This is a genomic window from Niallia oryzisoli (assembly GCF_036670025.1).
Taxonomy (GTDB): domain Bacteria; phylum Bacillota; class Bacilli; order Bacillales; family Cytobacillaceae; genus Bacillus_BD; species Bacillus_BD oryzisoli.
Genome location: NZ_CP137640.1, coordinates 97,501 through 121,312 on the forward strand (window position 1 = coordinate 97,501; position 23,812 = coordinate 121,312).

Sequence of the window (23,812 nt, forward strand, 5' to 3'; positions counted from 1 at the left end):
GATGCATATCATGAAAAATATAGGAGAATTAAAGCAGCAATTGCAAGAACTGATAGCAAGTGAAGAGTTTGAAAAAGCTGCCATAATAAGAGACGAGATCCGCTCATTAGATCAAAAATTAGATGAAACTGCCAGAGGAGGGGAATAACTTGTCGCTGGAGCGTTTTTTAAATCAAGCCGTGAGCTCTTGGATGAGCGCTGAAGGCCCTGACTCCGATATTGTCCTCAGCTCGAGAATACGGTTAGCACGTAATATTGATCAATACAGATTTCCGCTTTTATATTCGAATGAAGAAGCTTTAGAGGTCATTCAAATCATAAAAAATAGAATGCAAAGTCTTCCGTTTACAAAAGCAGGTGAAATGGATTTACTTATTATGCAGGACTTGCAACCTCTCCAAAAGAGAGTATTAGTAGAAAAGCATTTAATCAGTCCTAACCTCGCTGAAGATTCAAACAATGGGGCATGTTTACTTTCGGAAAATGAAGAAATCAGCATTATGATTAATGAAGAAGATCATATAAGAATACAATGTATATTTTCGGGCTTACAGCTGCAAGAAGCATTGTCAATGGCGAATGAAATCGACGACTGGATTGAGGATTACGTTACTTACGCATTTGATGAAACAGTCGGCTATTTAACAAGCTGTCCAACAAATGTAGGAACCGGGCTTCGAGCATCTGTAATGATGCACCTTCCAGGACTTGTCCTTACACAGCAAATGAATCGATTGATTCCAGCAATTAATCAACTTGGGCTAGTTGTTAGAGGAATTTACGGTGAAGGCAGCGAAGCATTAGGTAACATCTTTCAAGTTTCCAACCAGATCACATTAGGTAAATCTGAAGAGGACATTGTGGAAGACTTAAAAAGTGTAGTAAGTCAGATTGTATCGCAGGAGCGTTCGGCCCGTGATGCATTATCTAAGACATCAAATATACAGTTAGAAGACAGGGTTTATCGTTCCTTCGGAGTTTTAGCTAACAGCAGGATTATTGAAACGAAGGAAGCAGCTAGATGTTTATCAGATGTAAGGCTTGGTATTGATATGGGCTATATTAAAAATATTTCCCAAAATATTTTAAATGAATTGATGATATTAACCCAGCCTGGATTTTTACAACAATATGCCGGAGGTCCATTAAGACCGAATGAACGGGATATTCGTCGGGCTACTCTCATAAGAGAAAGACTAAATTTAGAAAAACAAGAGTAGGGAGGAAGTGGACATGATGTTTGGACGTTTTACAGAAAGAGCTCAAAAGGTGCTGGCTTTAGCCCAGGAAGAGGCGATACGATTAGGTCATAATAATATTGGAACAGAGCATATTTTATTAGGACTTGTCCGTGAAGGCGAGGGAATAGCAGCAAAAGCATTGTATGCATTAGGACTCAGTTCTGAGAAAATTCAGAAGGAAGTTGAAGATTTGATTGGCAGAGGCCAGGATGCAGCTGGGTCCATTCATTACACACCACGAGCAAAGAAAGTAACAGAACTATCAATGGATGAGGCAAGAAAGTTGGGACATTCCTATGTTGGAACTGAACATATCCTTTTAGGACTAATTCGTGAAGGTGAAGGTGTTGCAGCACGTGTATTAAATAACTTAGGCGTCAGCTTGAATAAAGCACGTCAGCAAGTACTTCAGCTGTTAGGAAGCAACGAATCCGGCACACATCAAGGTGGTTCTGCAGCAAGTGCTAATACACCTACTCTAGACAGCTTAGCCCGTGACTTAACAGTTATTGCCCGTGAAGGAAGTTTGGATCCAGTTATTGGACGAAGCAAAGAAATTCAACGTGTTATTGAAGTATTAAGCAGACGTACAAAAAATAACCCTGTTTTAATCGGTGAACCAGGGGTTGGTAAAACAGCCATTGCTGAAGGTCTTGCACAGCAAATCGTAAACAATGAAGTGCCTGAAATTCTTCGAAATAAACGTGTAATGACTCTTGATATGGGAACAGTCGTTGCTGGTACAAAATACCGCGGTGAATTTGAAGACCGTTTAAAGAAAGTAATGGACGAAATCCGCCAAGCCGGCAATATTATATTATTCATTGATGAGCTGCATACATTGATTGGAGCCGGTGGAGCAGAAGGTGCCATTGATGCATCGAATATCTTAAAGCCGTCACTCGCCCGTGGCGAACTGCAATGTATCGGTGCAACAACATTAGATGAATATCGCAAATATATTGAAAAAGATGCTGCTTTAGAGAGACGTTTCCAGCCAATTATGGTTGATGAACCGACTGCTGATGAATCGATTCAGATTTTAAAAGGATTACGAGACAGATACGAAGCGCATCATAGAGTATCGATTACAGACGATGCGATTGAAGCAGCTGTTAAGTTATCTGACCGCTACATTTCTGATCGTTTCCTACCGGATAAAGCAATTGACTTAATTGATGAGGCTGGTTCAAAGGTCCGTCTTCGTTCTTATACAACACCACCTAACTTAAAGGAATTGGAAGTTAAGCTTGAAGAAGTAAGAAAAGAGAAGGATGCAGCCGTTCAAAGCCAGGAATTTGAAAAAGCTGCCTCATTAAGAGATTCAGAACAGCGCCTTCGTGAACAGTTAGAGGAAACGAAGAAAATTTGGAAGGAAAAGCAAGGAAAGGAAAACAGTGAAGTTACGGTTGATGACATAGCAAGCGTTGTCTCCAGCTGGACGGGAATTCCTGTTTCAAAACTACAGCAAACAGAAACAGACAAACTATTGAAACTGGAAGAGATCCTTCACTCACGCGTTATTGGTCAGGAAGAGGCAGTTATCGCTATTTCAAAAGCAGTTCGCCGTGCACGTGCTGGTTTAAAGGATCCAAAACGCCCTATCGGTTCATTCGTATTCCTTGGACCAACTGGTGTTGGTAAAACTGAATTAGCTCGGGCATTAGCTGAAGCGATGTTTGGCGATGAGGATGCGATGATTCGAATTGATATGTCTGAATACATGGAAAAGCATTCGACATCAAGACTTGTTGGTTCACCTCCAGGCTATGTCGGCTATGAGGAAGGCGGTCAGCTGACTGAAAAAGTGAGAAGAAAGCCATACTCTGTTGTTCTGTTGGATGAAATTGAAAAGGCACATCCGGATGTCTTTAATATCCTGCTTCAAGTATTAGAGGATGGAAGATTAACGGATTCTAAAGGACGTACAGTTGATTTCCGTAATACGGTCTTAATTATGACATCTAACGTAGGTGCATCCGCCTTACAAAGAAATAAATATGTCGGCTTCAATATTCAAGATTCAAACCAGGATTATAAGGATATGAAGGGTAAGGTAATGGAGGAGCTGAAAAAAGCGTTCCGTCCAGAATTTCTGAACCGTATTGATGAAATTATCGTGTTCCATGCATTAGAGAAGAAACATCTGAAGGAAATTGTCTCTCTAATGTCTGATCAATTAACAAAACGCTTAGAAGAGCAGCATATTTCACTTGAGCTTACTGATGCCGCTTTAGAAAAGATCTCCGTAGAGGGATATGATCCGGAATATGGTGCCCGTCCTCTTCGCAGGGCGATTCAAAAGCATATTGAGGATCGTTTGTCAGAGGAGTTATTAAAAGGAACCGTTCTAACCGGTCAAAAGGTAATCATTGATGTTGTAGATGATGAATTTACAATCAAAGCAACTGAAGTACAACCAGAATCTCAATTACAAAATTAAGGCTGCAGCAGAGAGGTACACGGGTAGAATACGTGTACCTCTTTTTAGTCAATTCATCATGAATAAGTACTTATTCTTGTCGAAAACTCGTATACTATACTTCTAGGCAAAATAGAATAGGTAGGGGAAGTGAAGGAAACAAGTGGCTAAAAGAAAAACAAAATTTATTTGTCAGGAATGCGGATATGAATCACCTAAATGGATGGGAAAATGTCCCGGCTGCGGTAACTGGAATAGTATGGTGGAGGAAGTAGAGAAGGCAGTTTCTAGGAGGGGAGCTTTCGCTCATTCAGAAGAGTCGAAAATCGCCGTAAAGCCGACGCCGATCACAGCAGTTGAAACGGTCAATGAAGCGCGTATCTATACCGATTCAAGGGAGTTAAATCGTGTATTAGGCGGAGGGATTGTCAGAGGTTCGCTTGTCCTCATTGGTGGAGATCCAGGAATAGGAAAGTCAACACTACTGCTGCAGGTTTCTTCACAATTAGCGATGAAACAGCATGCAGTTCTATATATATCTGGAGAGGAATCGCTGCGTCAAACAAAGCTAAGAGCAGACCGCTTAGGCATTTCCTCTGATAAGTTGCTGGTATATGCTGAAACAAATCTGGAGGAAATAAGTCGTACGATTGAGACCGTCAATCCTGAATTTGTCATTGTGGACTCGATTCAGACCGTCTTTCATCCGGAAATCACCTCTGCTCCGGGCAGTGTTTCTCAAGTGCGTGAATGTACATCCGAGTTGATGAGAATTGGAAAAACAAAAGGAATCGCTATTTTTATTGTCGGCCACGTAACAAAGGAAGGTTCAATAGCCGGACCGCGTTTGTTAGAGCATATGGTTGACACTGTATTATATTTTGAAGGTGAACGTCATCATACATATCGCATTCTTCGTGCTGTAAAAAACCGCTTTGGATCGACAAATGAGATGGGGATATTTGAGATGAAGGAAGCAGGTCTTGAGGAGGTAGAGAATCCTTCTGAAATTTTCCTAGAGGAACGCTCTCAAGGTGCAGCAGGTTCTACCGTTGTTGCATCAATGGAAGGAACAAGACCTGTGCTTGTAGAAATTCAAGCGCTTATTTCACCAACGAGCTTTGGAAACCCGCGCCGAATGGCAACTGGTATTGATCATAACCGTGTCCCGCTTCTAATGGCTGTATTAGAAAAAAGAGTCGGGATGCTGCTGCAGAATCAGGATGCCTATTTAAAAGTAGCAGGCGGTGTGAAATTAGATGAACCAGCTATTGATTTAGCCATTGCCGTCAGCATCGCTTCAAGCTTTCGCGACCGGCCGACTAGACCCACTGACTGCGTCATTGGGGAGGTAGGCTTAACTGGTGAAGTGAGACGGGTTTCCCGAATTGAACAACGGGTACAGGAAGCCGCAAAGCTTGGGTTTGAACGAATTATCCTGCCGGAAAATAATCTTGGCGGCTGGAAAGGACCAGAGGGCATTCAATTAATCGGGGTAGCTACTGTCAGTGAAGCATTACAAGCTGCTTTAGGGGGATAAAGAGTGGAAAACAAAAAGTCTGGCGATCAAGCAATGAGTAGAATCTTACAATTTATGGCCCCTGGAACGTCGATTCGGGAAGGGATAGATAATGTTCTTCGAGCCAATACAGGCGGATTAATCGTGTTAGGCTGTAATGAAAAAGTAAAAACACTTGTAAATGGCGGGTTTAAGATTCAATGCCCATTTTCGCCGAGCTATTTGTATGAGCTATCCAAGATGGATGGAGCCATTATTTTAAATGAATCGGGCAGTGAGATTTTAATCGCAAACGCTCAATTAGCCCCAGATACGAGCATTCCCTCATCGGAAACGGGGATGCGTCACCGTACGGCCGAGAGGGTTGCGAAACAGACAGGTGCGCTTGTTATTGCCATTTCACAAAGAAGGAATGTCATTACCCTCTATCAAGGCCAATTACGGTATGCACTAAGGGAAATTGCCGTCATTTTGGCAAAGGCGAATCAAGCCGTGCAGACATTAGAAAAGTATAAAGTAGTATTAGAGCAAAGCGTCACTAATCTAAGTATCCTGGAGCTAGAGGAGCTTGTTACCTACAGCGACCTTCTACAAACGATGCACCGATTTACAATGGTACTGAGAATTAAAAACGAACTGCTCAACTATTTAAATGAATTAGGAACAGAAGGCAGGCTGATTCAGCTGCAAATGAATGAGCTTTTGATTGATATGGAAAAGGAAGCAAAGCTGGTTATTAAGGATTATGCCAATTTAAGAAATGTAAACGTGAATGAAGTCATGAGTAGGCTGCATGAATTCGCTCATATGGAAGTCATTGAAGACAACCTTGTCTTAAAGCAGTTTGGTTATCAAGGTTATGTCCACCTTGATGAGGTGAAATATCCGCGTGGCTATCGAATGCTGAGTAAAATTCCCCGTTTACCGCTGGTGATTATTGAAAATTTAATTGACCGTTTTCATGATCTTCCTGCCATTACCAAAGCAACTGTTGCGGAATTGGATGAGGTTGAGGGCATTGGCGATGTAAGAGCAAGAAAAATTAAGGATGGCTTAAAGCTATTAAAGGATCAATTGTTAGCCGATCGCAGCTTCAAATAATCTATAGGTATATAGGAACTTATTCAGAAAAAGACTATTGAACTAGTTATAGTATTGTGTTAAAATGAAAAATTAATTATTTGACACATTCTTTTAGTGGGTGCTAATCTAAAGATAACTAAGGACAGCAATTGGATAAGAATGACAAAGGTTTAATTGACTAAAAAATAAAATATGTTCGTAAATAGGTTTCGTTTTTTGCAAATTGTTTATAATGAATAAAAAGGAGGTGAAGGAATGTTAAAACGAATCGTTCAGGCTTGTTTCCTCATTATTGGAGGAACGCTGGGACTGTTTTTAATCCCAGATTTATTAAGACTAGTTAATTTTGATGACATTCCTCTGATAAATAATCCATATGTATCCGTCATATTGGGCTCTATTATTTTTTATATTATAACGTTTTGGGCAATTGACTATGTAGTGAACTTTGTAAAGTGGCTTGAAGAGACATTAGTAAGAGCACCAATAACAGATATTATTTTTGGTAGTTTAGGGCTTGTTTCTGGACTTATTATTGCCTTTTTAATTGGCTATGCTCTTAATGCCATTGAAGTACCGATTGTCAATACGGTGGCACCGATCTTATTAACACTTTTATTTGGTTATTTAGGTTTTTCAGTTGGATTTAAAAAACGTGATGAATTGCTGGGTTTATGGGCGAACAAGAAGAAAAAACCAGTAGAAGAAGAGTCAGAGAACGAGGGTAATAATACTTTGAAGATATTGGATACGAGTGTTATTATCGATGGTAGGATTGCAGATATTTGTCAAACCGGATTTTTGGAAGGAATCATAGTTATTCCTCAGTTTGTTTTAGCAGAGCTGCAGCATATTGCTGATTCCTCAGATGTGTTAAAGAGAAATAGAGGGCGCCGCGGACTGGATATTTTGAATCGAATTCAAAAGGAACTAGCCATTAAAGTTGAAATCTATGAAGGAGATTTTGATGAAATTCAGGAAGTGGACAGCAAGCTGGTGAAGCTGGCAAAGATTACAGGCGGGGTTGTCGTGACAAATGACTTTAATCTAAATAAAGTATGTGAGCTGCAGCAGGTATCTGTTTTAAATATTAATGACCTGGCAAATGCGGTTAAACCGGTGGTGCTCCCAGGAGAAGAAATGAATGTCCAAGTGATTAAAGATGGAAAAGAACATAATCAGGGAGTTGCTTATTTGGATGACGGTACGATGATTGTTGTAGAGGATGGCCGTGATTATATTGGTAAGCACCTTGATGTACTTGTTACAAGTGTTTTGCAAACCTCTGCAGGCAGAATGATTTTTGCAAAGCCCAAATTGCTGGAAAAGGCACTCTAAATGATAGATAAAGAATAAATGCATGTTGAGCATAGATTTTAGCTCAGGCGCCGGCAGTTTATTCCGGCGTTTTCATGCGTTCATAGATAGGAGATCGGGTTATGCTTTATCAAGTCGTTATCCCTGCAGCGGGTCAGGGGAAAAGAATGGGAGCGGGAAAAAATAAACTCTTACTGAAGCTGGATGGAGTTCCAATTTTGATTCATACATTAAAGGTGTTTGAAGATGACGAGAGCTGTTCTGGGGTCATTCTTGCGGTAAACGAAGAAGATGAAAAAGAGTTTAATAGTCTTTTAAGTGAATACAGTATTGCAAAGGTGATCGGCATTGTTCCAGGCGGGGCGGAAAGGCAGTACAGCATATATAATGGGATCAAAGCTTTACGGGAAAATGGAATTGTTCTCGTTCATGATGGGGCCCGGCCATTTATTGAAAAGGGCCAAATCCATTCCCTTGTCACGGCAGCTGAGCAGCATGGGGCATCGATACTGGCCGTTCCAGTTAAGGACACAGTGAAAAAGGTAAAGGATCATAAAGTGATAGAGACGGTAGAACGTTCCAGCTTGTGGGCAGTCCAGACTCCACAAGCTTTTCGTATGCCTCTCTTGCTTAAGGCCTATGAACTGGCAGAGGAGGAAGGCTTTTTAGGCACGGATGATGCCAGTCTCGTAGAGCGGATGGGTCATGATGTCATGATTGTAGAGGGGAATTATGACAACATTAAGCTTACAACCCCTGAGGATTTATTTTTTGCGGAAACGATCATTCGAAAACGCAGAAATATGACAAAAAGGAGTTAATAGACATGTTTCGAATTGGACAAGGCTTTGATGTACATCAATTTGCTGAAAACAGGGACCTAATTATCGGCGGAATTACAATTCCTTATGAAAAGGGACTTCTCGGTCATTCTGATGCAGATGTACTGTTACATACAGTTGCGGATGCTTGCTTAGGTGCAATTGGAGAAGGGGACATTGGGAGGCATTTTCCTGATACCGACCCTGAATTTAAAGATGCTGATTCAAGTAAACTGCTCTCACACGTTTGGGGTATGGTGAAAGATCGTGGCTATGAGCTCGTGAATGCAGACTGCACGATTATCGCTCAGAAACCGAAAATGGCCCCTTACATTATTCCGATGAAGGAGAATATTGCTCTTTTACTGGAGACTAAGCCTGAGAATATTAATGTAAAGGCAACCACGACTGAAAAGTTGGGCTTTACTGGACGTGGGGAAGGGATTGCCGCACAAGCGGTTGTCTTATTGAGAAAATTAGGGTATTCTGACTAAGATATACATACGAAAATAATGATAAAGCATGTTACTGGAGGCGTTGGAGCTATGGCAAACGAAATCCGAGTACGGTATGCACCAAGTCCGACTGGACATCTGCATATCGGTAATGCTCGTACGGCGTTATTTAATTATCTGTTTGCACGGAATAAAGGTGGAAAGTTCATTATTCGGATTGAAGATACAGATCAAAAACGTAATATTGAAGGCGGAGAGCAAAGTCAGCTTAAGTATTTAAAATGGCTTGGCATGGATTGGGATGAAGGTGTCGATATTGGAGGAGAATACGGTCCTTATCGGCAATCAGAGAGAAATGACATCTATCAAAAGTACTATAACGAGCTTCTTGAAAGCGGAAAAGCATATAAGTGCTATTGCACACCAGAAGAGCTGGAAAAGGAACGCGAGGAGCAAATGGCAAGAAATGAAAACCCGCAGTATTCCGGCAAGTGCCGTCATTTAACAGCTGAAGAAAGACAGCAGCTGGAAGCGGAAGGAAGAGAGCCAAGCATCCGTTTTAGAGTTCCTGAAGGAAAAATTTTTGCATGGGATGATATGGTAAAGGGAAATGTGTCCTTCGAAAGTGACGGGATTGGCGACCATGTTATTGTGAAAAAAGATGGAATCCCAACCTATAACTTTGCCGTAACCATTGATGATCATTTAATGGAAATCTCCCATGTATTACGCGGTGATGATCATATTTCCAATACACCAAAGCAATTAATGATATATGATGCGTTTGGCTGGGAGCGGCCTACGTTTGGACATATGACTCTCATTGTAAATGAAAGCAGAAAAAAACTTAGTAAACGTGATGAATCGATTATTCAATTTATTGAGCAGTATGAAGAGCTTGGTTATATTCCAGAAGCTTTGTTTAACTTTATTGCCCTATTAGGCTGGTCTCCAGAAGGGGAAGAAGAAATCTTCACACAAGAAGAGTTTATTCAAATCTTTGACAGCAGTCGTCTGTCTAAATCTCCGGCATTATTTGATAAACAAAAGCTTGCCTGGATGAATAACCAATACATGAAAAAGATTGAGCTTGATCGTGTTGTCGGGCTTGCTTTGCCGCATTTGGTTAAAGCAGGGTATGTAAAGGAAACAAGAACAGACGAAGAAAATGTTTGGGCTCGTGAGCTGATTGCACTTAACCAGGAGAAAATGAGCTGTGGGGCAGATATTGTTGAGCTGTCAGAACTATTCTTCACGGAAGAAGTCCGTATGGACGAAGAAGCGAAAGAAGTTATTGCAGGAGAACAAGTGCCAGAAGTTCTTTCAGCCTTTTTAACTGAGATTGAGGGCTTGGGATCCTTTACGGCGGATGAAATTAAGAAGGCCGTTAAAGCGGTCCAAAAGGCGACAGGTCATAAGGGGAAAAATCTCTTTATGCCGATTCGGGTTGCGACTACTGGACAGACTCATGGTCCTGATTTAATGAAGGCAATCGAGTTATTAGGCAAAGAGAAAGTAAAAGCACGTGTAATGAATATAATTTGATTAACATATTTATAAAAGTGTAATATAGTAAATGTAGTAGAATACTGTCTAAAGTGTTGATGAGAAAGAGTAAAAAAATGATGCTTTGCTAGAGAGAACCATCAGCGGCTGAAAGTGGTTTAAGCCTCTCATTTTTTGAATGCATCTCAGAGTCCTGTGTCGAATTTTTACTAATAGTAGATATGGGCGGAATCCCTTCCGTTATAAGGGCAGAGTGGAGGTCTCTTGGAGGCCTAAACAGAGTGGAACCGCGCGGATTATGCGTCTCTGTCTTTATGACAGGGGCGCATTTTTTATTTTCATTTGTGAGAAAGTTAAGTTTTATAACTTTGTTCAGTGTCTAGCGCAAGCAGCCTATCCCCGGAAGTCTAGCCAATCCGTCTAGAAGGTTAAAGAACAACCTTCCAGCCGGCTCGTCTTATGCTTATCGGGGATGGGCAAGGCGCTTACGCTTTTCAATTGGGGAGGGTCAAACGTATGTTTAGAAATTTAAAAGAAGATGTTCAAGTTATCTTTGAGCAGGACCCTGCGGCGAGAAGTTATATAGAGGTTATCCTAACCTATTCGGGACTTCATGCTATATGGGCGCATCGTTTTGCTCATGCATTACACAAAAGGAAATTTTTCTTTCTTGCACGGGTAATCTCGCAAATAAGCAGATTTTTTACCGGGATCGAAATTCACCCTGGTGCGAAAATCGGAAGACGGCTCTTTATTGATCATGGGATGGGAGTTGTTATTGGAGAAACGTGTGAGATCGGCGATAACGTGACGGTTTATCAAGGGGTTACACTTGGCGGTACGGGGAAAGAAAAGGGAAAACGCCATCCAACTGTTAAAGATAACGCATTGATTGCAACCGGTGCTAAAGTATTGGGGAACATTATTATTGGAGAAAATGCAAAGATTGGTGCCGGTTCAGTCGTTCTTAAAGATGTTCCGCCGGATTCAACGGTTGTTGGTATACCTGGACGTGTAAAAGTGCAGGCTGGAGTAAAAGTAAATAAAGATTTAAACCATGCCAATTTACCGGACCCTGTTTCAGACCGGTTAAATGAATTGCAGGATGAAATAACAAAGTTAAAGTTTGAACTAGAAGAGCTAAGGAAGGAAAGGAGCGGTAATAACCATGACTATTCAAATTTATAATACCTTGACAAGAAAGAAGGAGGACTTTATCCCGCTTGAAGAAGGGAAAGTAAAAATGTATGTGTGCGGACCGACTGTTTATAATTACATTCATATCGGAAACGCTCGCCCGGCTATTGTGTTTGATACGGTAAGAAGATATTTGGAGTACCGTGGCTATGATGTCCGCTATATTTCTAATTTTACAGATGTGGATGATAAATTAATCAGGGCAGCTAAAGAAATTGGCGAAGATGTACCAACGGTTGCTGACCGTTTTATCGAAGCCTATTTCGAAGATGTCAGCGCGTTAGGCTGTAAACAAGCAGATATTCACCCCCGTGTAACAGAAAATATGGACATTATTATTGATTTTATTAAAACTTTAATTGAGAAGGGCTATGCCTATGAGTCTGAAGGGGATGTTTATTTTCATACGCGCCGCTTTGATGATTATGGGAAGCTTTCACAGCAATCGATTGATGAGCTGCGCGTCGGGGCTCGTATCGCCATAGGAGAGAAGAAGCAGGATTCACTGGACTTTGCTCTTTGGAAGGCTGCCAAGGAGGGCGAAATTTATTGGGAAAGCCCATGGGGAAAAGGCAGACCGGGCTGGCATATTGAATGTTCAGCAATGGCAAGAAAATATTTGGGCGATACGATTGATATCCATGCTGGTGGTCAGGACTTAACGTTCCCGCATCATGAAAATGAAATTGCCCAGTCAGAGGCGCTGACAGGAAAGCCATTCGCCCGCTATTGGATGCATAATGGGTATATCAATATCAATAATGAAAAAATGTCAAAGTCTCTGGGTAACTTTGTCCTTGTTCATGACATTATTAAACGACATGATCCCCAAGTATTACGCTTGTTCATGCTGTCCGTTCATTATCGTCATCCAATCAATTATAGTGATGAGTTATTAGAGAATACCCGTGCCGGCCTGGACCGTATCAAAACGTCGTACCAAAACTTAAGCCACAGGAAGGAAGCAAGCACAAATTTAACGGATAACAGCAGTGCATGGCTTGAGGATATGAATGGTCTGCGAGAACAATTTATTCAACAAATGGATGATGATTTTAATACTGCTAACGGAATATCTGTTCTATTTGAGCTTTCCAGCCTTGCTAATCGTTACTTAATGGAAAAAAATACGGATACCAATGTCATTGAAAGCTTTATGAAGCTGTTTGAAGAACTGTCAAATGTATTAGGACTGCAGTTGAAGGAAGAAGAGCTTCTGGATGAAGAGATTGAAGCATTAATTGAAAAACGAATCCAAGCTCGTAAGGACCGTGACTTTCAATTGGCTGATCAAATCCGTGATCAATTAAAGGATTTGAATATCATTTTAGAGGATACTCCGCAAGGTACGAGATGGAAAAGAGGCTAATGGTATGCTGCAATATGAACAAAAAGTAAATGAAAAGCTTTTAAACAGTCTCGCTCTTGCCTATATGGGAGATGCTATTTACGAAACATATGTCCGATATCATTTGCTGCAAAATGGGCAGGTGAAGCCGCATTTGCTTCATAAATCCGCAACACGTTATGTATCAGCAAAAGCCCAAGCAGGTGTACTGCACCAAATGATGGAGGAAGATTATTTTCAAGACGAAGAAATAGCGATTATTAAGAGGGGGCGGAACGCAAAATCGGGCTCCGTTCCCAAAAATACGGATGTTCAAACCTACCGGTACAGTACGGCATTTGAAGCGCTGCTTGGTTCGTTATTTCTGGCCGGAAATAACGAACGTCTCGAGGAAATTATTAACCATGCTTTTCAACTGATTGATGAGATGAAAGGAGAAGGGTCACATGGTGCATGAACATGATTATATTATGGGGAAAAACCCTGTAATCGAAGCGTTGAAATCTGAGCGGGATATTAACAAAATCCTAATTGCGGAAGGCTCACAGCGCGGACAAATGCAGCAAATTACAAGTCTGGCAAAGGATTTAAATGTTCTCGTACAATTTGTACCAAAAAAGAAATTGGATAGCTTGGTAGAGGGGAATCACCAAGGTGTATTGGCTCAGGTTGCCGCTTACCAATATGCAGAAATCGATGATTTATTTGCGAAGGCAGAAAAGAAAAACGAAACTCCTTTCTTTTTGCTTCTCGATGAAATTGAAGACCCGCATAATTTGGGCTCGATTATGAGAACAGCTGATGCCGTTGGGGCCCATGGAATTATTATTCCAAAACGCAGGGCAGTAGGTTTAACAGCTACGGTAGCCAAAGCCTCAACAGGTGCGATTGAACATATACCGGTTGTAAGAGTAACCAATATGGCCAGAACCATTGATGAACTAAAAGAGCGGGGCATTTGGATTGTGGGGACTGATGCCAAGGGGAAAGAGGATTATCGGCAATTTGACGGGACAATGCCGCTCGGTCTTGTGATTGGCAGTGAAGGAAAAGGCATGGGAAGGCTTGTTCGGGACAAATGTGATTTTCTAATCAGACTGCCAATGGCTGGAAAGGTTACTTCACTAAATGCCTCAGTAGCTGCGGCATTGCTCATGTATGAGGTTTATCGAAAACGTAACCCACTTGAGGGATAAAAATGGACATTTTGTTGGTGGACGGATATAACATTATCGGAGCATGGCCTGACCTGCAGGAATTTAAGAATAAAGATTTAGCTGCAGCAAGGGATTTATTAGTTGAGAAAATGGCTGAGTATCAAGCCTATACAGGCTATCGGGTGATCATTGTATTTGATGCCTACGGGGTACAGGGAATGGAAAAGAAGTATAAAAATTATCAGGTTGAAGTCATTTTTACAAAGGAAAATGAAACAGCTGATGAAAGAATCGAAAAGCTTGCCATTGGTTTAAGTAATCGAAAAACACAAATACATGTGGCAACCTCTGATTATACAGAGCAGTGGGCGATTTTCGGACAAGGTGCATTACGGAAGTCGGCAAGAGAACTGCTTATCGAAATGGAAATGATTGAAAAGGGTATCGAAAAGAAAGTGAAGAAAATCGAAGAAAAACGACCGCTGTCAAAAATTCCATTAAGTAAAGAATTAGCTGAAATTTTTGAAAAATGGCGCCGAGAACGGTAATGATTTGTTGACGTTGGAAAAAAATGTGCTGTATAATAACTCTAATCATGCTTTTGCGGTCGGGGGGATCTGTGTTGAATTCTTACATCGGGACGAAGCTTAACGACAGTAACGTTCAATATTTGCAACTTGAGGATGAGGAGATTATTGATTTAGTGCACAAAGGCGAAAGTGAAGCGCTTGATTTTTTGATTCATAAGTATCGCAATTTCGTTCGAGCCAAAGCAAGATCTTATTTTTTAATTGGAGCGGATCGGGAGGATATTGTTCAAGAAGGCATGATTGGTCTATTTAAAGCTATACGTGACTTTAAAGAGGACAAGCTATCATCCTTCAAGGCCTTCGCGGAGCTCTGTATTACAAGGCAAATCATTACTGCTATCAAAACGGCAACAAGACAAAAACACATTCCGTTAAACTCTTATGTGTCATTAGATAAGCCTATTTATGATGAAGAATCCGATCGTACGTTAATGGATGTTATTTCAGGAGCAAAAGTATTGGATCCTGAGGAATTGATTATTAATCAGGAAGAGTTTGATCATATAGAAGTAAAGATGACAGAACTTTTGAGTGATCTCGAACGAAAGGTTCTCGCACTTTATTTGGACGGGCAGTCTTACCAGGAAATCTCAGAAGAACTAAACCGTCATGTTAAATCAATTGATAACGCACTGCAGCGTGTAAAGAGAAAACTTGAGCGTTACTTGGAAATCAGAGAGTTTTCACAATAGTAATATCATGTGATGACAATTACCTGTTATTGACATGCCCTGCCCACCATGATACATTTTTATAGATATAAAAGAAGCTATAGTGGGTGCATAAATGAGAAAAAAAGTTATCCTTGCATGTTCAAAGTGTGGTTCACGAAACTACTCAACCATGAGTAAAAAGGATTCGCAACGTCTTGAGTTGAAAAAGCATTGTGATCAATGTCAGGCTCATACAGTACACCGTGAAACAAAATAGCGACTTTTCATAGATAGGAATATAGTATCACTTCAGTTTGGAGGTTACGAAATGCAACGCATCGTGCAATTTTTCCGTGAAGTTGGACGTGAAATGAGAAAGGTTAGCTGGCCGAAACGTAAGGATTTAATCAACTATACGGTTACTGTTATTGCTACTGTGACATTCTTTTCACTCTTTTTCGCTGTCATTGACTTAGGTATTTCTGAATTGATTCGTTTAATTCTTGAATAACTCCCAGCAACTGATGGTATAATGGGGGATAGAAACAAAAGGAAAACTTTACAAAGCCCGGAAACGGGTTTTTTGGTTTGTAAAGAAAAGTTTTTCATCCTCCAATACGTTAGTTTGAAAAACGTAAAACCTAAATTTAATACAGGGAGGGAAGGACGTTAAGTCCCCTTGAATGGAAAAAAATTGGTATGTTGTCCACACGTACTCGGGCTACGAGAACAAAGTGAAGGCAAATTTGGAAAAACGTGTAGAATCAATGGCAATGCAGGATAAAATTTTCAGGGTCATTGTACCTGAAGAAGAAGAAACAGATGTTAAAAATGGAAAGAAAAAGGTCGTTAAGAGAAAGGTATTTCCTGGCTATGTATTAGTTGAGCTGGTCATGACCGATGATTCTTGGTATGTTGTACGAAATACACCAGGTGTAACGGGATTTGTTGGATCTGCAGGTGCTGGTTCAAAACCGACTCCATTGCTGCCTGATGAAATCAATTCCATTCTTAAACATTTAGGAGTTGATGAAAGACGAGTGGATATCGACTTTGAAATTGGTGAAACGGTGAAGGTAAAAGAAGGGCCGTTTGCTAACTTTGAAGGCTCCATTGAAGAAATTGATAAGGATAAAGCAAAGATTAAAGTACTCGTTAATATGTTTGGCCGGGATACCCCTGTAGAGCTTGAATATACACAAGTTGAAAAAATATAACATGAAGAACTTGAAATCAAAATGAAAAAGTGGTAATATTTCAAAGGTCAGTATGTCCCGAATATAAAAATCGGGATGCTAATAAAGTTCTTTATTTTAAAATAGAGACTATAGATTGAGTGGGAGGGACCAAAAATTGGGACCCTATTACCACATCACGGACTTAAGGAGGTGTGTCTCGTGGCTAAAAAAGTAATTAAAGTTGTTAAATTACAAATCCCTGCAGCTAAAGCAAATCCAGCTCCACCAGTTGGTCCAGCTCTAGGTCAAGCCGGTGTTAACATCATGGGATTCTGTAAGGAGTTTAACGCTCGTACAGCTGAACAAGCTGGATTAATCATTCCGGTTGAAATCACGGTATTTGAGGACCGTTCATTTACATTTATTACGAAAACTCCTCCTGCTGCTGTTTTACTTAAGAAAGCAGCTGGAATCGAATCTGGTTCTGGTGAACCAAATCGTAATAAAGTAGCTACAGTTAAGCGTGACAAAGTACGCGAGATTGCTGAAACTAAAATGCCTGATCTAAACGCAGCAGACGTTGAAGCAGCTATGCGTATGGTTGAAGGTACTGCACGCAGCATGGGCATTGTTATTGAAGACTAATCCATGCCGTAAATGATGGTTAACAATAAGGTTGCGGGGATGAATTTGTTCTACTCGCAACCTTTATATCTGTTTACCTTCATCGCCGTATCTGAAAATTGATAGGCGATGCGCTTTTCACGTGGGAGGAAATTCCGCTAAAACCACAATATAGGAGGAAATATAAAATGGCTAAAAAAGGTAAGAAGTATTTAGAAGCTGCAAAGCTTATAGATCGTTCAAAGGCTTACCCTATCGGTGAGGCAGTAGAACTTGTTAAGAAAACAAGCTTTACAAAATTCGATGCGTCTGTAGAAGTGGCATTCCGTTTAGGAGTTGACCCTAAGAAAGCAGATCAGCAAATCCGTGGAGCAGTTGTACTGCCTAACGGAACTGGTAAAACTCAAAGAGTCCTTGTATTTGCAAAAGGTGAAAAAGCAAAAGAAGCAGAAGCTGCTGGTGCAGATTATGTTGGAGATACAGAATACATTAACAAAATCAACCAAGGTTGGTTCGAGTTTGATGTAATCGTTGCTACACCTGACATGATGGGTGAAGTTGGTAAGCTTGGTCGTACATTAGGACCAAAAGGCTTAATGCCAAACCCTAAAACAGGAACAGTAACATTCGACGTTACAAGAGCGGTAAACGAAATTAAAGCCGGTAAAGTGGAATACCGTGTTGATAAAGCTGGTAATATCCATGTTCCAATCGGTAAAGCATCTTTTGAAACTGAAAAGCTTGTTGAAAACTTCAACACAATTTTCGATACCATGGTTAAAGTTAAGCCTGCAGCTGCAAAAGGTACTTACATGAAGAACGTAGCTGTTACTTCAACAATGGGACCTAGTGTGAAAGTTGATCCTTCTACTGCAGGTAAATAATAAATAAATGTTGACAATGATGACTCTATTTACTATAATAGAGTCTGTTGTTAAAAAAATAAGTACATTTGTACCGAAGACAGCAGGTGCGACATTCGCTTAATTTCCTGCCGAGGTCATACGATAGATTGTAAAGCGCACGTTATTTAGCGGCTATTGTATACTACCTCCATGTCTGTAACAGTATGGAGGTATTTTATTGTCCGGTATAAATGCAGTAATTCTTACAGGAGGTGTAAAGATGAGCAGCATTATTGAACAAAAGAAACAAATCGTCGATGAAATCGCTGATAAACTTAAAGCAAGTGCATCAACAGTTGTTGTTGATTATCGTGGTTTAAATGTTGCTGAAGTAACTGAACTTCGTAAACAACTTCGTGAAGCAGGCGTTGAGTTTAAAGTATACAAAAACACTATGACTCGTCGTGCAGCAGATTCTGTTGAACTTTCAGGTCTTAATGAATTTTTAACAGGTCCTAATGCGATTGCTTTCAGTACTGAAGATGTAATTGCTCCTGCAAAAATCATCAATGACTTCGCTAAGAAACATGAAGCATTAGAAATCAAAGCGGGTGTTATCGAAGGAAATCTAGCTACAGTTGAAGAAGTGAAAGCTCTTGCTGAACTTCCATCTCGCGAAGGTTTACTTTCAATGTTACTCAGCGTACTTCAAGCTCCAATCCGCAACCTTGCTCTTGCTACAAAGGCTGTTGCAGATCAGAAGGAAGAACAAAGCGCGTAAGTTAATCGTTATATAATAAATTAAAAACCCACAAAATAAGGAGGAAAATCAATCATGACTAAAGAACAAATCATTGAAGCAGTTAAAAATATGACTGTTTTAGAATTAAATGACCTAGTAAAAGCAATCGAAGAAGAATTTGGTGTAACTGCTGCAGCTCCTGTAGCTGTTGTTGGTGGCGCTGCTGGTGCTGCTGCTGAAGAAAAAACTGAATTTGACGTTGTTCTTGCATCTGCAGGCGACCAAAAAATCAAAGTTATCAAAGTGGTACGTGAAATCACAGGTCTTGGTCTTAAAGAAGCAAAAGAACTTGTTGACAACACTCCAAAACCAGTTAAAGAAGGCGTTTCTCAAGCAGAAGCAGAAGAAATTAAAGCTAAGCTTGAAGAAGTTGGAGCTGGCGTTGAAGTTAAGTAATTTTTCCAACAAAAAGCTCGCTGTATAAGCGAGCTTTTTTTGTCTATCTACTCTACTTAAATGTTTACTGCTCATACCTTATTCCTCAGAAATTAACATTCTCGATTCTCCAACGGAGGTGAAAACATGTCCGAGCATTACTATTCCCGAACCCAAAATGTTGAAAGTGATCCAAAGTATTGGAACTATACCTTGCGAAATACAAGCTTCCGATTTAAAACGGATAACGGTGTCTTTTCAAAAAAGGAAGTAGACTTTGGATCTAAATTATTAATTGAAACGTTTGATATGCCGGAGGTACCCGGCGATATACTGGATGTTGGCTGCGGTTATGGGCCTATCGGTCTGTCTATTGCAAAACAATGGCCTGGTCGAACGATAAATATGATAGATGTGAACTTACGTGCATTACAGCTTGCGAAGGAAAATAGCGAGCTGAACGGTATAGGTAATGTGGTCATTTACGAAAGTGACCGTTTATCTGCTGTGAAAGAGAAAGAGTTTGCTGTAATTCTCACCAATCCTCCAATCCGGGCTGGAAAAGAAGTGATATTTGATATTTATGAACAAAGCTATCATTCACTTCTGCCTCAGGGAGAACTATGGGTCGTGATTCAAAAAAAGCAAGGGGCACCTTCGACAATTTCGAAGCTTTCTGAACTTTTTGCAGAAGTCGATACAGTTGAAAAGAAGAAAGGTTATTTTATTATAAAGGCGAAGAAGATTGGCTAAAGATACACAAATTTAATTGTCAATATGTTTAATGAAAATGGAAGAAAAATATTGACTAGCCATAACTGTTGTGATAGCATTGTAAAATGCCAATAGATTAATTTCTCTTTATTACTAATTTTATAACAGATTGTATAAAATTTGGCTAATTTGGAGAAAATAACAAAATAATAGTCGTAATGTGAGAATGTGGTTTTTGAGTTAAAAACCCTTTTTCTTTTTGTCTTATAGGCTAGGAAAATATTCCTTCTATAAGATGGCAATAAATATTAAAAACGCTTGATTTGAGGGGTGAATGAGTTGACAGGTCAACTAGTTCAGTATGGACGACACCGCCAACGAAGAAGTTACGCACGGATCAGTGAAGTTTTAGAATTACCAAATCTCATTGAAATACAGACCTCTTCCTATCAGTGGTTTCTTGATGAAGGGTTACGTGAAATGTTCCAGGATATTTCACCGATTGAAGATTTTACGGGTAATCTATCTCTAGAATTTATTGATTACAGTCTTGGCGATCCAAAGTATTCTGTTCCAGAATCGAAAGAACGGGATGTTACATATTCCGCACCGTTACGTGTGAAAGTACGTCTTGTAAATAAAGAAACAGGTGAGGTTAAAGACCAAGATGTCTTTATGGGTGACTTCCCACTTATGACAGAAACAGGTACATTTGTCATAAATGGTGCAGAGCGCGTTATCGTTTCCCAACTTGTGCGTTCACCAAGCGTCTACTATAGTGGGAAAATGGATAAAAACGGGAAAAAGGGCTTTACGGCTACTGTTATTCCGAATCGCGGCGCATGGCTTGAATATGAAACAGATGCGAAAGATGTTGTGTATGTCAGAATTGATCGTACTCGGAAACTCCCAGTTACGGTTCTTTTGCGTGCATTAGGGTTTGGCTCTGATCAAGAGATTCTTGATTTAATTGGAGACAATGAGTATCTGCGCAACACATTAGAAAAAGATAATACGGAAGGCACGGAAAAGGCCTTATTAGAAATATATGAGCGACTGCGTCCTGGTGAACCGCCAACAGTTGACAACGCAAAAAGCTTATTAGTTTCAAGGTTCTTTGATCCAAAACGTTATGATCTTGCAAATGTTGGACGTTACAAGATTAACAAAAAGCTTCATATAAAAAATCGCCTATTTGGTCAGCGTCTTGCTGAGACTTTGGTTGATCCTGAAACAGGTGAAATTATCGCTGAAAAGGGTACCTTACTTGACCGCCGTACATTGGATCGAATCATTCCAAACCTTGAGAATAATATCGGTTTTAAAACGATTACTCCATATGGCGGTGTTGTGGAAGAAGAGGTTGTTCTTCAATCAGTCAAAATTTACGCTCCAAATGAAGACGATAAAATCATTAATGTTATCAGCAATGCCTATGTGGAAGAAGCAGTTAAGCATATTTCACCGGCTGATATTATTGCTTCTATCAGTTATTTCTTTAATCTTTTACATGAAGTTGGAAACACGGATGATATTGACCACTTAGGAAACAGACGTTTACGCTCTGTTGGTGAGCTGCTGCAAAACCAATTCCGAATTGGTTTATCAAGAATGGAGCGTGTGGTTCGTGAGAGAATGTCCATCCAAGATACAAATACGATCACACCACAGCAATTAATTAATATTCGACCTGTTATCGCATCGATTAAAGAGTTCTTTGGAAGCTCTCAGTTATCACAGTTCATGGACCAGACAAATCCGCTTGCAGAGCTGACACATAAAAGACGTTTATCTGCATTAGGACCTGGTGGATTAACTCGTGAACGTGCCGGAATGGAAGTTCGTGACGTTCACTATTCCCACTACGGCCGTATGTGTCCAATTGAAACGCCTGAGGGACCGAACATCGGCCTAATCAACTCATTATCATCCTTTGCGAAGGTAAACCGTTTTGGCTTTATTGAAACGCCATACCGGAAGGTTGATCCCGATACAGGCAAAGTTACGGATCATATTGACTATTTGACAGCTGATGAAGAAGATAACTATGTTGTCGCACAGGCGAACTCTCGTCTTGATGAAAACGGCGCATTCATGGATGAAGAAGTTGTATCCCGTTTCCGCGGTGAGAACACTACTGTCCACCGTGACCGTATCGACTACATGGATGTATCACCAAAGCAGGTTGTATCAGCTGCGACAGCATGTATTCCTTTCCTTGAAAATGACGACTCAAACCGTGCTTTGATGGGAGCGAACATGCAGCGTCAAGCAGTACCGCTTATGCAGCCTGAGGCACCTCGAGTTGGAACAGGTATGGAATATGTATCTGGTAAAGACTCTGGAGCTGCTGTGATTTGTAAGAATGACGGTATTGTTGAACATGTTGAAGCGCGCGAAGTATGGGTGCGCAGAATCAAAAACATCGATGGTCAAGAGGTAAAGGGTGACCTTGATAAATATAGATTATTGAAATTTATCCGTTCCAACCAAGGAACATGCTATAACCAGCGTCCGATTGTTGCAGTTGGCAACCGTGTAACAAAAGGTGAAATTCTTGCTGATGGACCTTCAATGGAACTAGGTGAGCTGGCATTGGGTCGTAATGTCCTTGTTGCCTTCATGACTTGGGACGGTTATAACTATGAGGATGCCATCATCATGAGCGAACGCCTTGTGAAGGATGATGTATATACTTCTATTCATATTGAAGAATATGAATCAGAGTCTCGTGATACAAAACTCGGACCTGAGGAAATTACACGTGATATCCCGAATGTCGGCGAAGACGCTCTTCGTAATCTTGATGAGCGCGGGATCATCCGCACTGGTGCTGAAGTAAAAGATGGAGACCTTCTTGTTGGTAAAGTAACACCTAAAGGGGTAACGGAATTAACGGCTGAAGAACGTCTATTACATGCTATTTTTGGTGAAAAAGCACGTGAAGTTCGTGATACATCACTGCGTGTGCCTCACGGCGGCGGCGGAATTGTCTTAGACGTAAAAGTATTTAATCGTGAAGACGGAGATGAACTTCCTCCAGGTGTAAATCAGCTTGTCCGTGTCTACATTGTCCAAAAACGTAAAATATCTGCTGGAGATAAAATGGCCGGTCGTCACGGTAACAAAGGGGTTATTTCCCGAATTTTACCAGAAGAAGATATGCCGTTTTTACCAGATGGCACACCTGTTGATATCATGTTAAACCCATTAGGGGTACCATCTCGTATGAATATCGGTCAGGTGCTCGAGCTACACCTTGGGATGGCGGCAAGATATTTAAATATCCATGTTGCCACACCGGTATTTGACGGTGCAACAGAGGAAGATGTTTGGGATACGATTGAGGAAGCCGGAATGGCAACCGATGCTAAAACGATTCTATATGATGGAAGAACGGGTGAACCGTTTGATAACCGTGTGTCTGTTGGTGTCATGTATATGATTAAATTAGCACACATGGTTGATGACAAACTTCATGCCCGTTCAACTGGACCATACTCTCTGGTTACACAGCAGCCGCTTGGTGGTAAAGCCCAATTCGGCGGACAGCGCTTTGGAGAGATGGAGGTATGGGCTCTTGAAGCGTACGGTGCTGCTTATACATTGCAAGAAATCCTTACAGTCAAGTCAGATGATGTTGTTGGACGTGTGAAAACATACGAGGCGATTGTAAAAGGTGAAAATGTTCCTGAGCCTGGTGTTCCGGAATCATTTAAAGTATTAATTAAAGAACTTCAAAGCTTAGGTTTGGATGTTAAGATCCTATCTGGTGATGAAGAAGAAATAGAAATGCGTGATCAGGAAGATGAAGAAGAGATGCAGCAGGCTGAATCTATTACGATAACTCCTGAGCCGCAAAATGTTGAGTCTGAAAAAGTTGGTTTAAACGAGTAGAATTATTCTTTAAAGAGTGAACGGCTTTCAAAATCCCCCGTTACGGAATAGATGGATAGTAAAATACC

24 protein-coding genes and 2 other annotated features (1 of these 26 cut by a window edge) are annotated in these 23,812 nt (G+C 40.6%); all 24 genes read left to right on the top strand.

The window, feature by feature from the left end; all coding sequences use genetic code 11:
* Positions 1-148, top strand: the 3' end of a protein-coding gene (locus R4Z09_RS00495; RefSeq protein ID WP_338450494.1) for a UvrB/UvrC motif-containing protein. 401 nt of this gene lie to the left of the window's left edge; only the last 148 of its 549 coding nucleotides appear in the window; the start codon falls outside the window, past its left edge; it ends in the stop codon at positions 146-148.
* A 1-nt stretch (position 149) separates the two neighbouring features.
* Positions 150-1,220 carry a protein arginine kinase gene (locus tag R4Z09_RS00500; protein WP_338450495.1) on the top strand — a complete coding sequence of 357 codons (1,071 nt, stop codon included), beginning with the start codon at positions 150-152 and terminating at the stop codon, positions 1,218-1,220.
* Positions 1,221-1,233: 13 nt separating this feature from the next.
* On the top strand, positions 1,234-3,684 hold the full coding sequence (clpC, locus tag R4Z09_RS00505) for an ATP-dependent protease ATP-binding subunit ClpC (RefSeq protein WP_338450496.1): 2,451 nt from the start codon (positions 1,234-1,236) through the stop codon (positions 3,682-3,684).
* 142 nt (positions 3,685-3,826) lie between these two features.
* Positions 3,827-5,203, top strand: coding sequence for a DNA repair protein RadA (gene radA, locus R4Z09_RS00510; RefSeq protein ID WP_338450497.1), 1,377 nt, complete (start codon positions 3,827-3,829; stop codon positions 5,201-5,203).
* Between the two features lie 3 nt (positions 5,204-5,206).
* Positions 5,207-6,283 (top strand): DNA integrity scanning diadenylate cyclase DisA, encoded by a 1,077-nt coding sequence (gene disA, locus R4Z09_RS00515; protein WP_338450498.1) that lies wholly within the window; start codon positions 5,207-5,209, stop codon positions 6,281-6,283.
* Between the two features lie 237 nt (positions 6,284-6,520).
* Positions 6,521-7,603 (top strand): PIN/TRAM domain-containing protein, encoded by a 1,083-nt coding sequence (locus tag R4Z09_RS00520; protein ID WP_338450499.1) that lies wholly within the window; start codon positions 6,521-6,523, stop codon positions 7,601-7,603.
* A gap of 101 nt (positions 7,604-7,704) precedes the next feature.
* Complete coding sequence (ispD, locus tag R4Z09_RS00525; RefSeq protein ID WP_338450500.1) at positions 7,705-8,403, top strand: 2-C-methyl-D-erythritol 4-phosphate cytidylyltransferase; 699 nt, start codon at positions 7,705-7,707, stop codon at positions 8,401-8,403.
* Positions 8,404-8,408: 5 nt separating this feature from the next.
* On the top strand, positions 8,409-8,897 hold the full coding sequence (gene ispF, locus R4Z09_RS00530; protein WP_338450501.1) for a 2-C-methyl-D-erythritol 2,4-cyclodiphosphate synthase: 489 nt from the start codon (positions 8,409-8,411) through the stop codon (positions 8,895-8,897).
* 51 nt (positions 8,898-8,948) lie between these two features.
* On the top strand, positions 8,949-10,403 hold the full coding sequence (gene gltX / locus R4Z09_RS00535) for a glutamate--tRNA ligase (protein WP_338450502.1): 1,455 nt from the start codon (positions 8,949-8,951) through the stop codon (positions 10,401-10,403).
* Between the two features lie 47 nt (positions 10,404-10,450).
* Positions 10,451-10,675: a binding site (T-box leader), on the top strand.
* 205 nt (positions 10,676-10,880) lie between these two features.
* Positions 10,881-11,552, top strand: coding sequence for a serine O-acetyltransferase (gene cysE / locus R4Z09_RS00540; protein WP_338450503.1), 672 nt, complete (start codon positions 10,881-10,883; stop codon positions 11,550-11,552).
* Positions 11,533-12,930, top strand: a complete 1,398-nt coding sequence (gene cysS / locus R4Z09_RS00545) for a cysteine--tRNA ligase (RefSeq protein WP_338450504.1) — start codon at positions 11,533-11,535, stop codon at positions 12,928-12,930. Before cysE ends, cysS begins: the two co-directional genes overlap by 20 nt.
* A gap of 4 nt (positions 12,931-12,934) precedes the next feature.
* Positions 12,935-13,366, top strand: coding sequence for a Mini-ribonuclease 3 (locus tag R4Z09_RS00550; RefSeq protein WP_338450505.1), 432 nt, complete (start codon positions 12,935-12,937; stop codon positions 13,364-13,366).
* Positions 13,356-14,105 carry a 23S rRNA (guanosine(2251)-2'-O)-methyltransferase RlmB gene (gene rlmB / locus R4Z09_RS00555; protein ID WP_338450506.1) on the top strand — a complete coding sequence of 250 codons (750 nt, stop codon included), beginning with the start codon at positions 13,356-13,358 and terminating at the stop codon, positions 14,103-14,105. The genes R4Z09_RS00550 and rlmB overlap by 11 nt, the downstream gene beginning before the upstream one ends.
* A 2-nt stretch (positions 14,106-14,107) precedes the next feature.
* Positions 14,108-14,614, top strand: a complete 507-nt coding sequence (locus R4Z09_RS00560; protein WP_338450507.1) for an NYN domain-containing protein — start codon at positions 14,108-14,110, stop codon at positions 14,612-14,614.
* 74 nt (positions 14,615-14,688) lie between these two features.
* Positions 14,689-15,348 (top strand): RNA polymerase sporulation sigma factor SigH, encoded by a 660-nt coding sequence (gene sigH, locus R4Z09_RS00565; protein WP_338450508.1) that lies wholly within the window; start codon positions 14,689-14,691, stop codon positions 15,346-15,348.
* Positions 15,349-15,442: 94 nt separating this feature from the next.
* Complete coding sequence (rpmG, locus tag R4Z09_RS00570) at positions 15,443-15,586, top strand: 50S ribosomal protein L33 (protein ID WP_338450509.1); 144 nt, start codon at positions 15,443-15,445, stop codon at positions 15,584-15,586.
* A 51-nt stretch (positions 15,587-15,637) separates the two neighbouring features.
* Entirely contained in the window at positions 15,638-15,820 is a 183-nt protein-coding gene (gene secE, locus R4Z09_RS00575; RefSeq protein WP_338450510.1) for a preprotein translocase subunit SecE, read from the top strand.
* Positions 15,821-15,992: 172 nt separating this feature from the next.
* On the top strand, positions 15,993-16,526 hold the full coding sequence (gene nusG / locus R4Z09_RS00580; protein WP_338450511.1) for a transcription termination/antitermination protein NusG: 534 nt from the start codon (positions 15,993-15,995) through the stop codon (positions 16,524-16,526).
* 180 nt (positions 16,527-16,706) lie between these two features.
* Positions 16,707-17,132: a 50S ribosomal protein L11 gene (rplK, locus tag R4Z09_RS00585; protein ID WP_016204545.1), complete on the top strand. Its 426-nt coding sequence runs from the start codon at positions 16,707-16,709 to the stop codon at positions 17,130-17,132.
* Between the two features lie 167 nt (positions 17,133-17,299).
* Positions 17,300-17,995 (top strand): 50S ribosomal protein L1, encoded by a 696-nt coding sequence (rplA, locus tag R4Z09_RS00590; RefSeq protein WP_338450512.1) that lies wholly within the window; start codon positions 17,300-17,302, stop codon positions 17,993-17,995.
* A 55-nt stretch (positions 17,996-18,050) separates the two neighbouring features.
* Positions 18,051-18,202 (top strand) — a sequence feature (ribosomal protein L10 leader region).
* Positions 18,203-18,236: 34 nt separating this feature from the next.
* On the top strand, positions 18,237-18,737 hold the full coding sequence (rplJ, locus tag R4Z09_RS00595; RefSeq protein ID WP_338453169.1) for a 50S ribosomal protein L10: 501 nt from the start codon (positions 18,237-18,239) through the stop codon (positions 18,735-18,737).
* A gap of 54 nt (positions 18,738-18,791) precedes the next feature.
* Entirely contained in the window at positions 18,792-19,154 is a 363-nt protein-coding gene (gene rplL, locus R4Z09_RS00600; protein WP_338450513.1) for a 50S ribosomal protein L7/L12, read from the top strand.
* A 126-nt stretch (positions 19,155-19,280) separates the two neighbouring features.
* A complete protein-coding gene (locus tag R4Z09_RS00605; protein ID WP_338450514.1) occupies positions 19,281-19,886 on the top strand; it encodes a class I SAM-dependent methyltransferase in 606 nt (201 codons plus the stop codon).
* Between the two features lie 300 nt (positions 19,887-20,186).
* Positions 20,187-23,744, top strand: a complete 3,558-nt coding sequence (gene rpoB / locus R4Z09_RS00610; RefSeq protein WP_338450515.1) for a DNA-directed RNA polymerase subunit beta — start codon at positions 20,187-20,189, stop codon at positions 23,742-23,744.
* Positions 23,745-23,812: the final 68 nt, after the last annotated feature.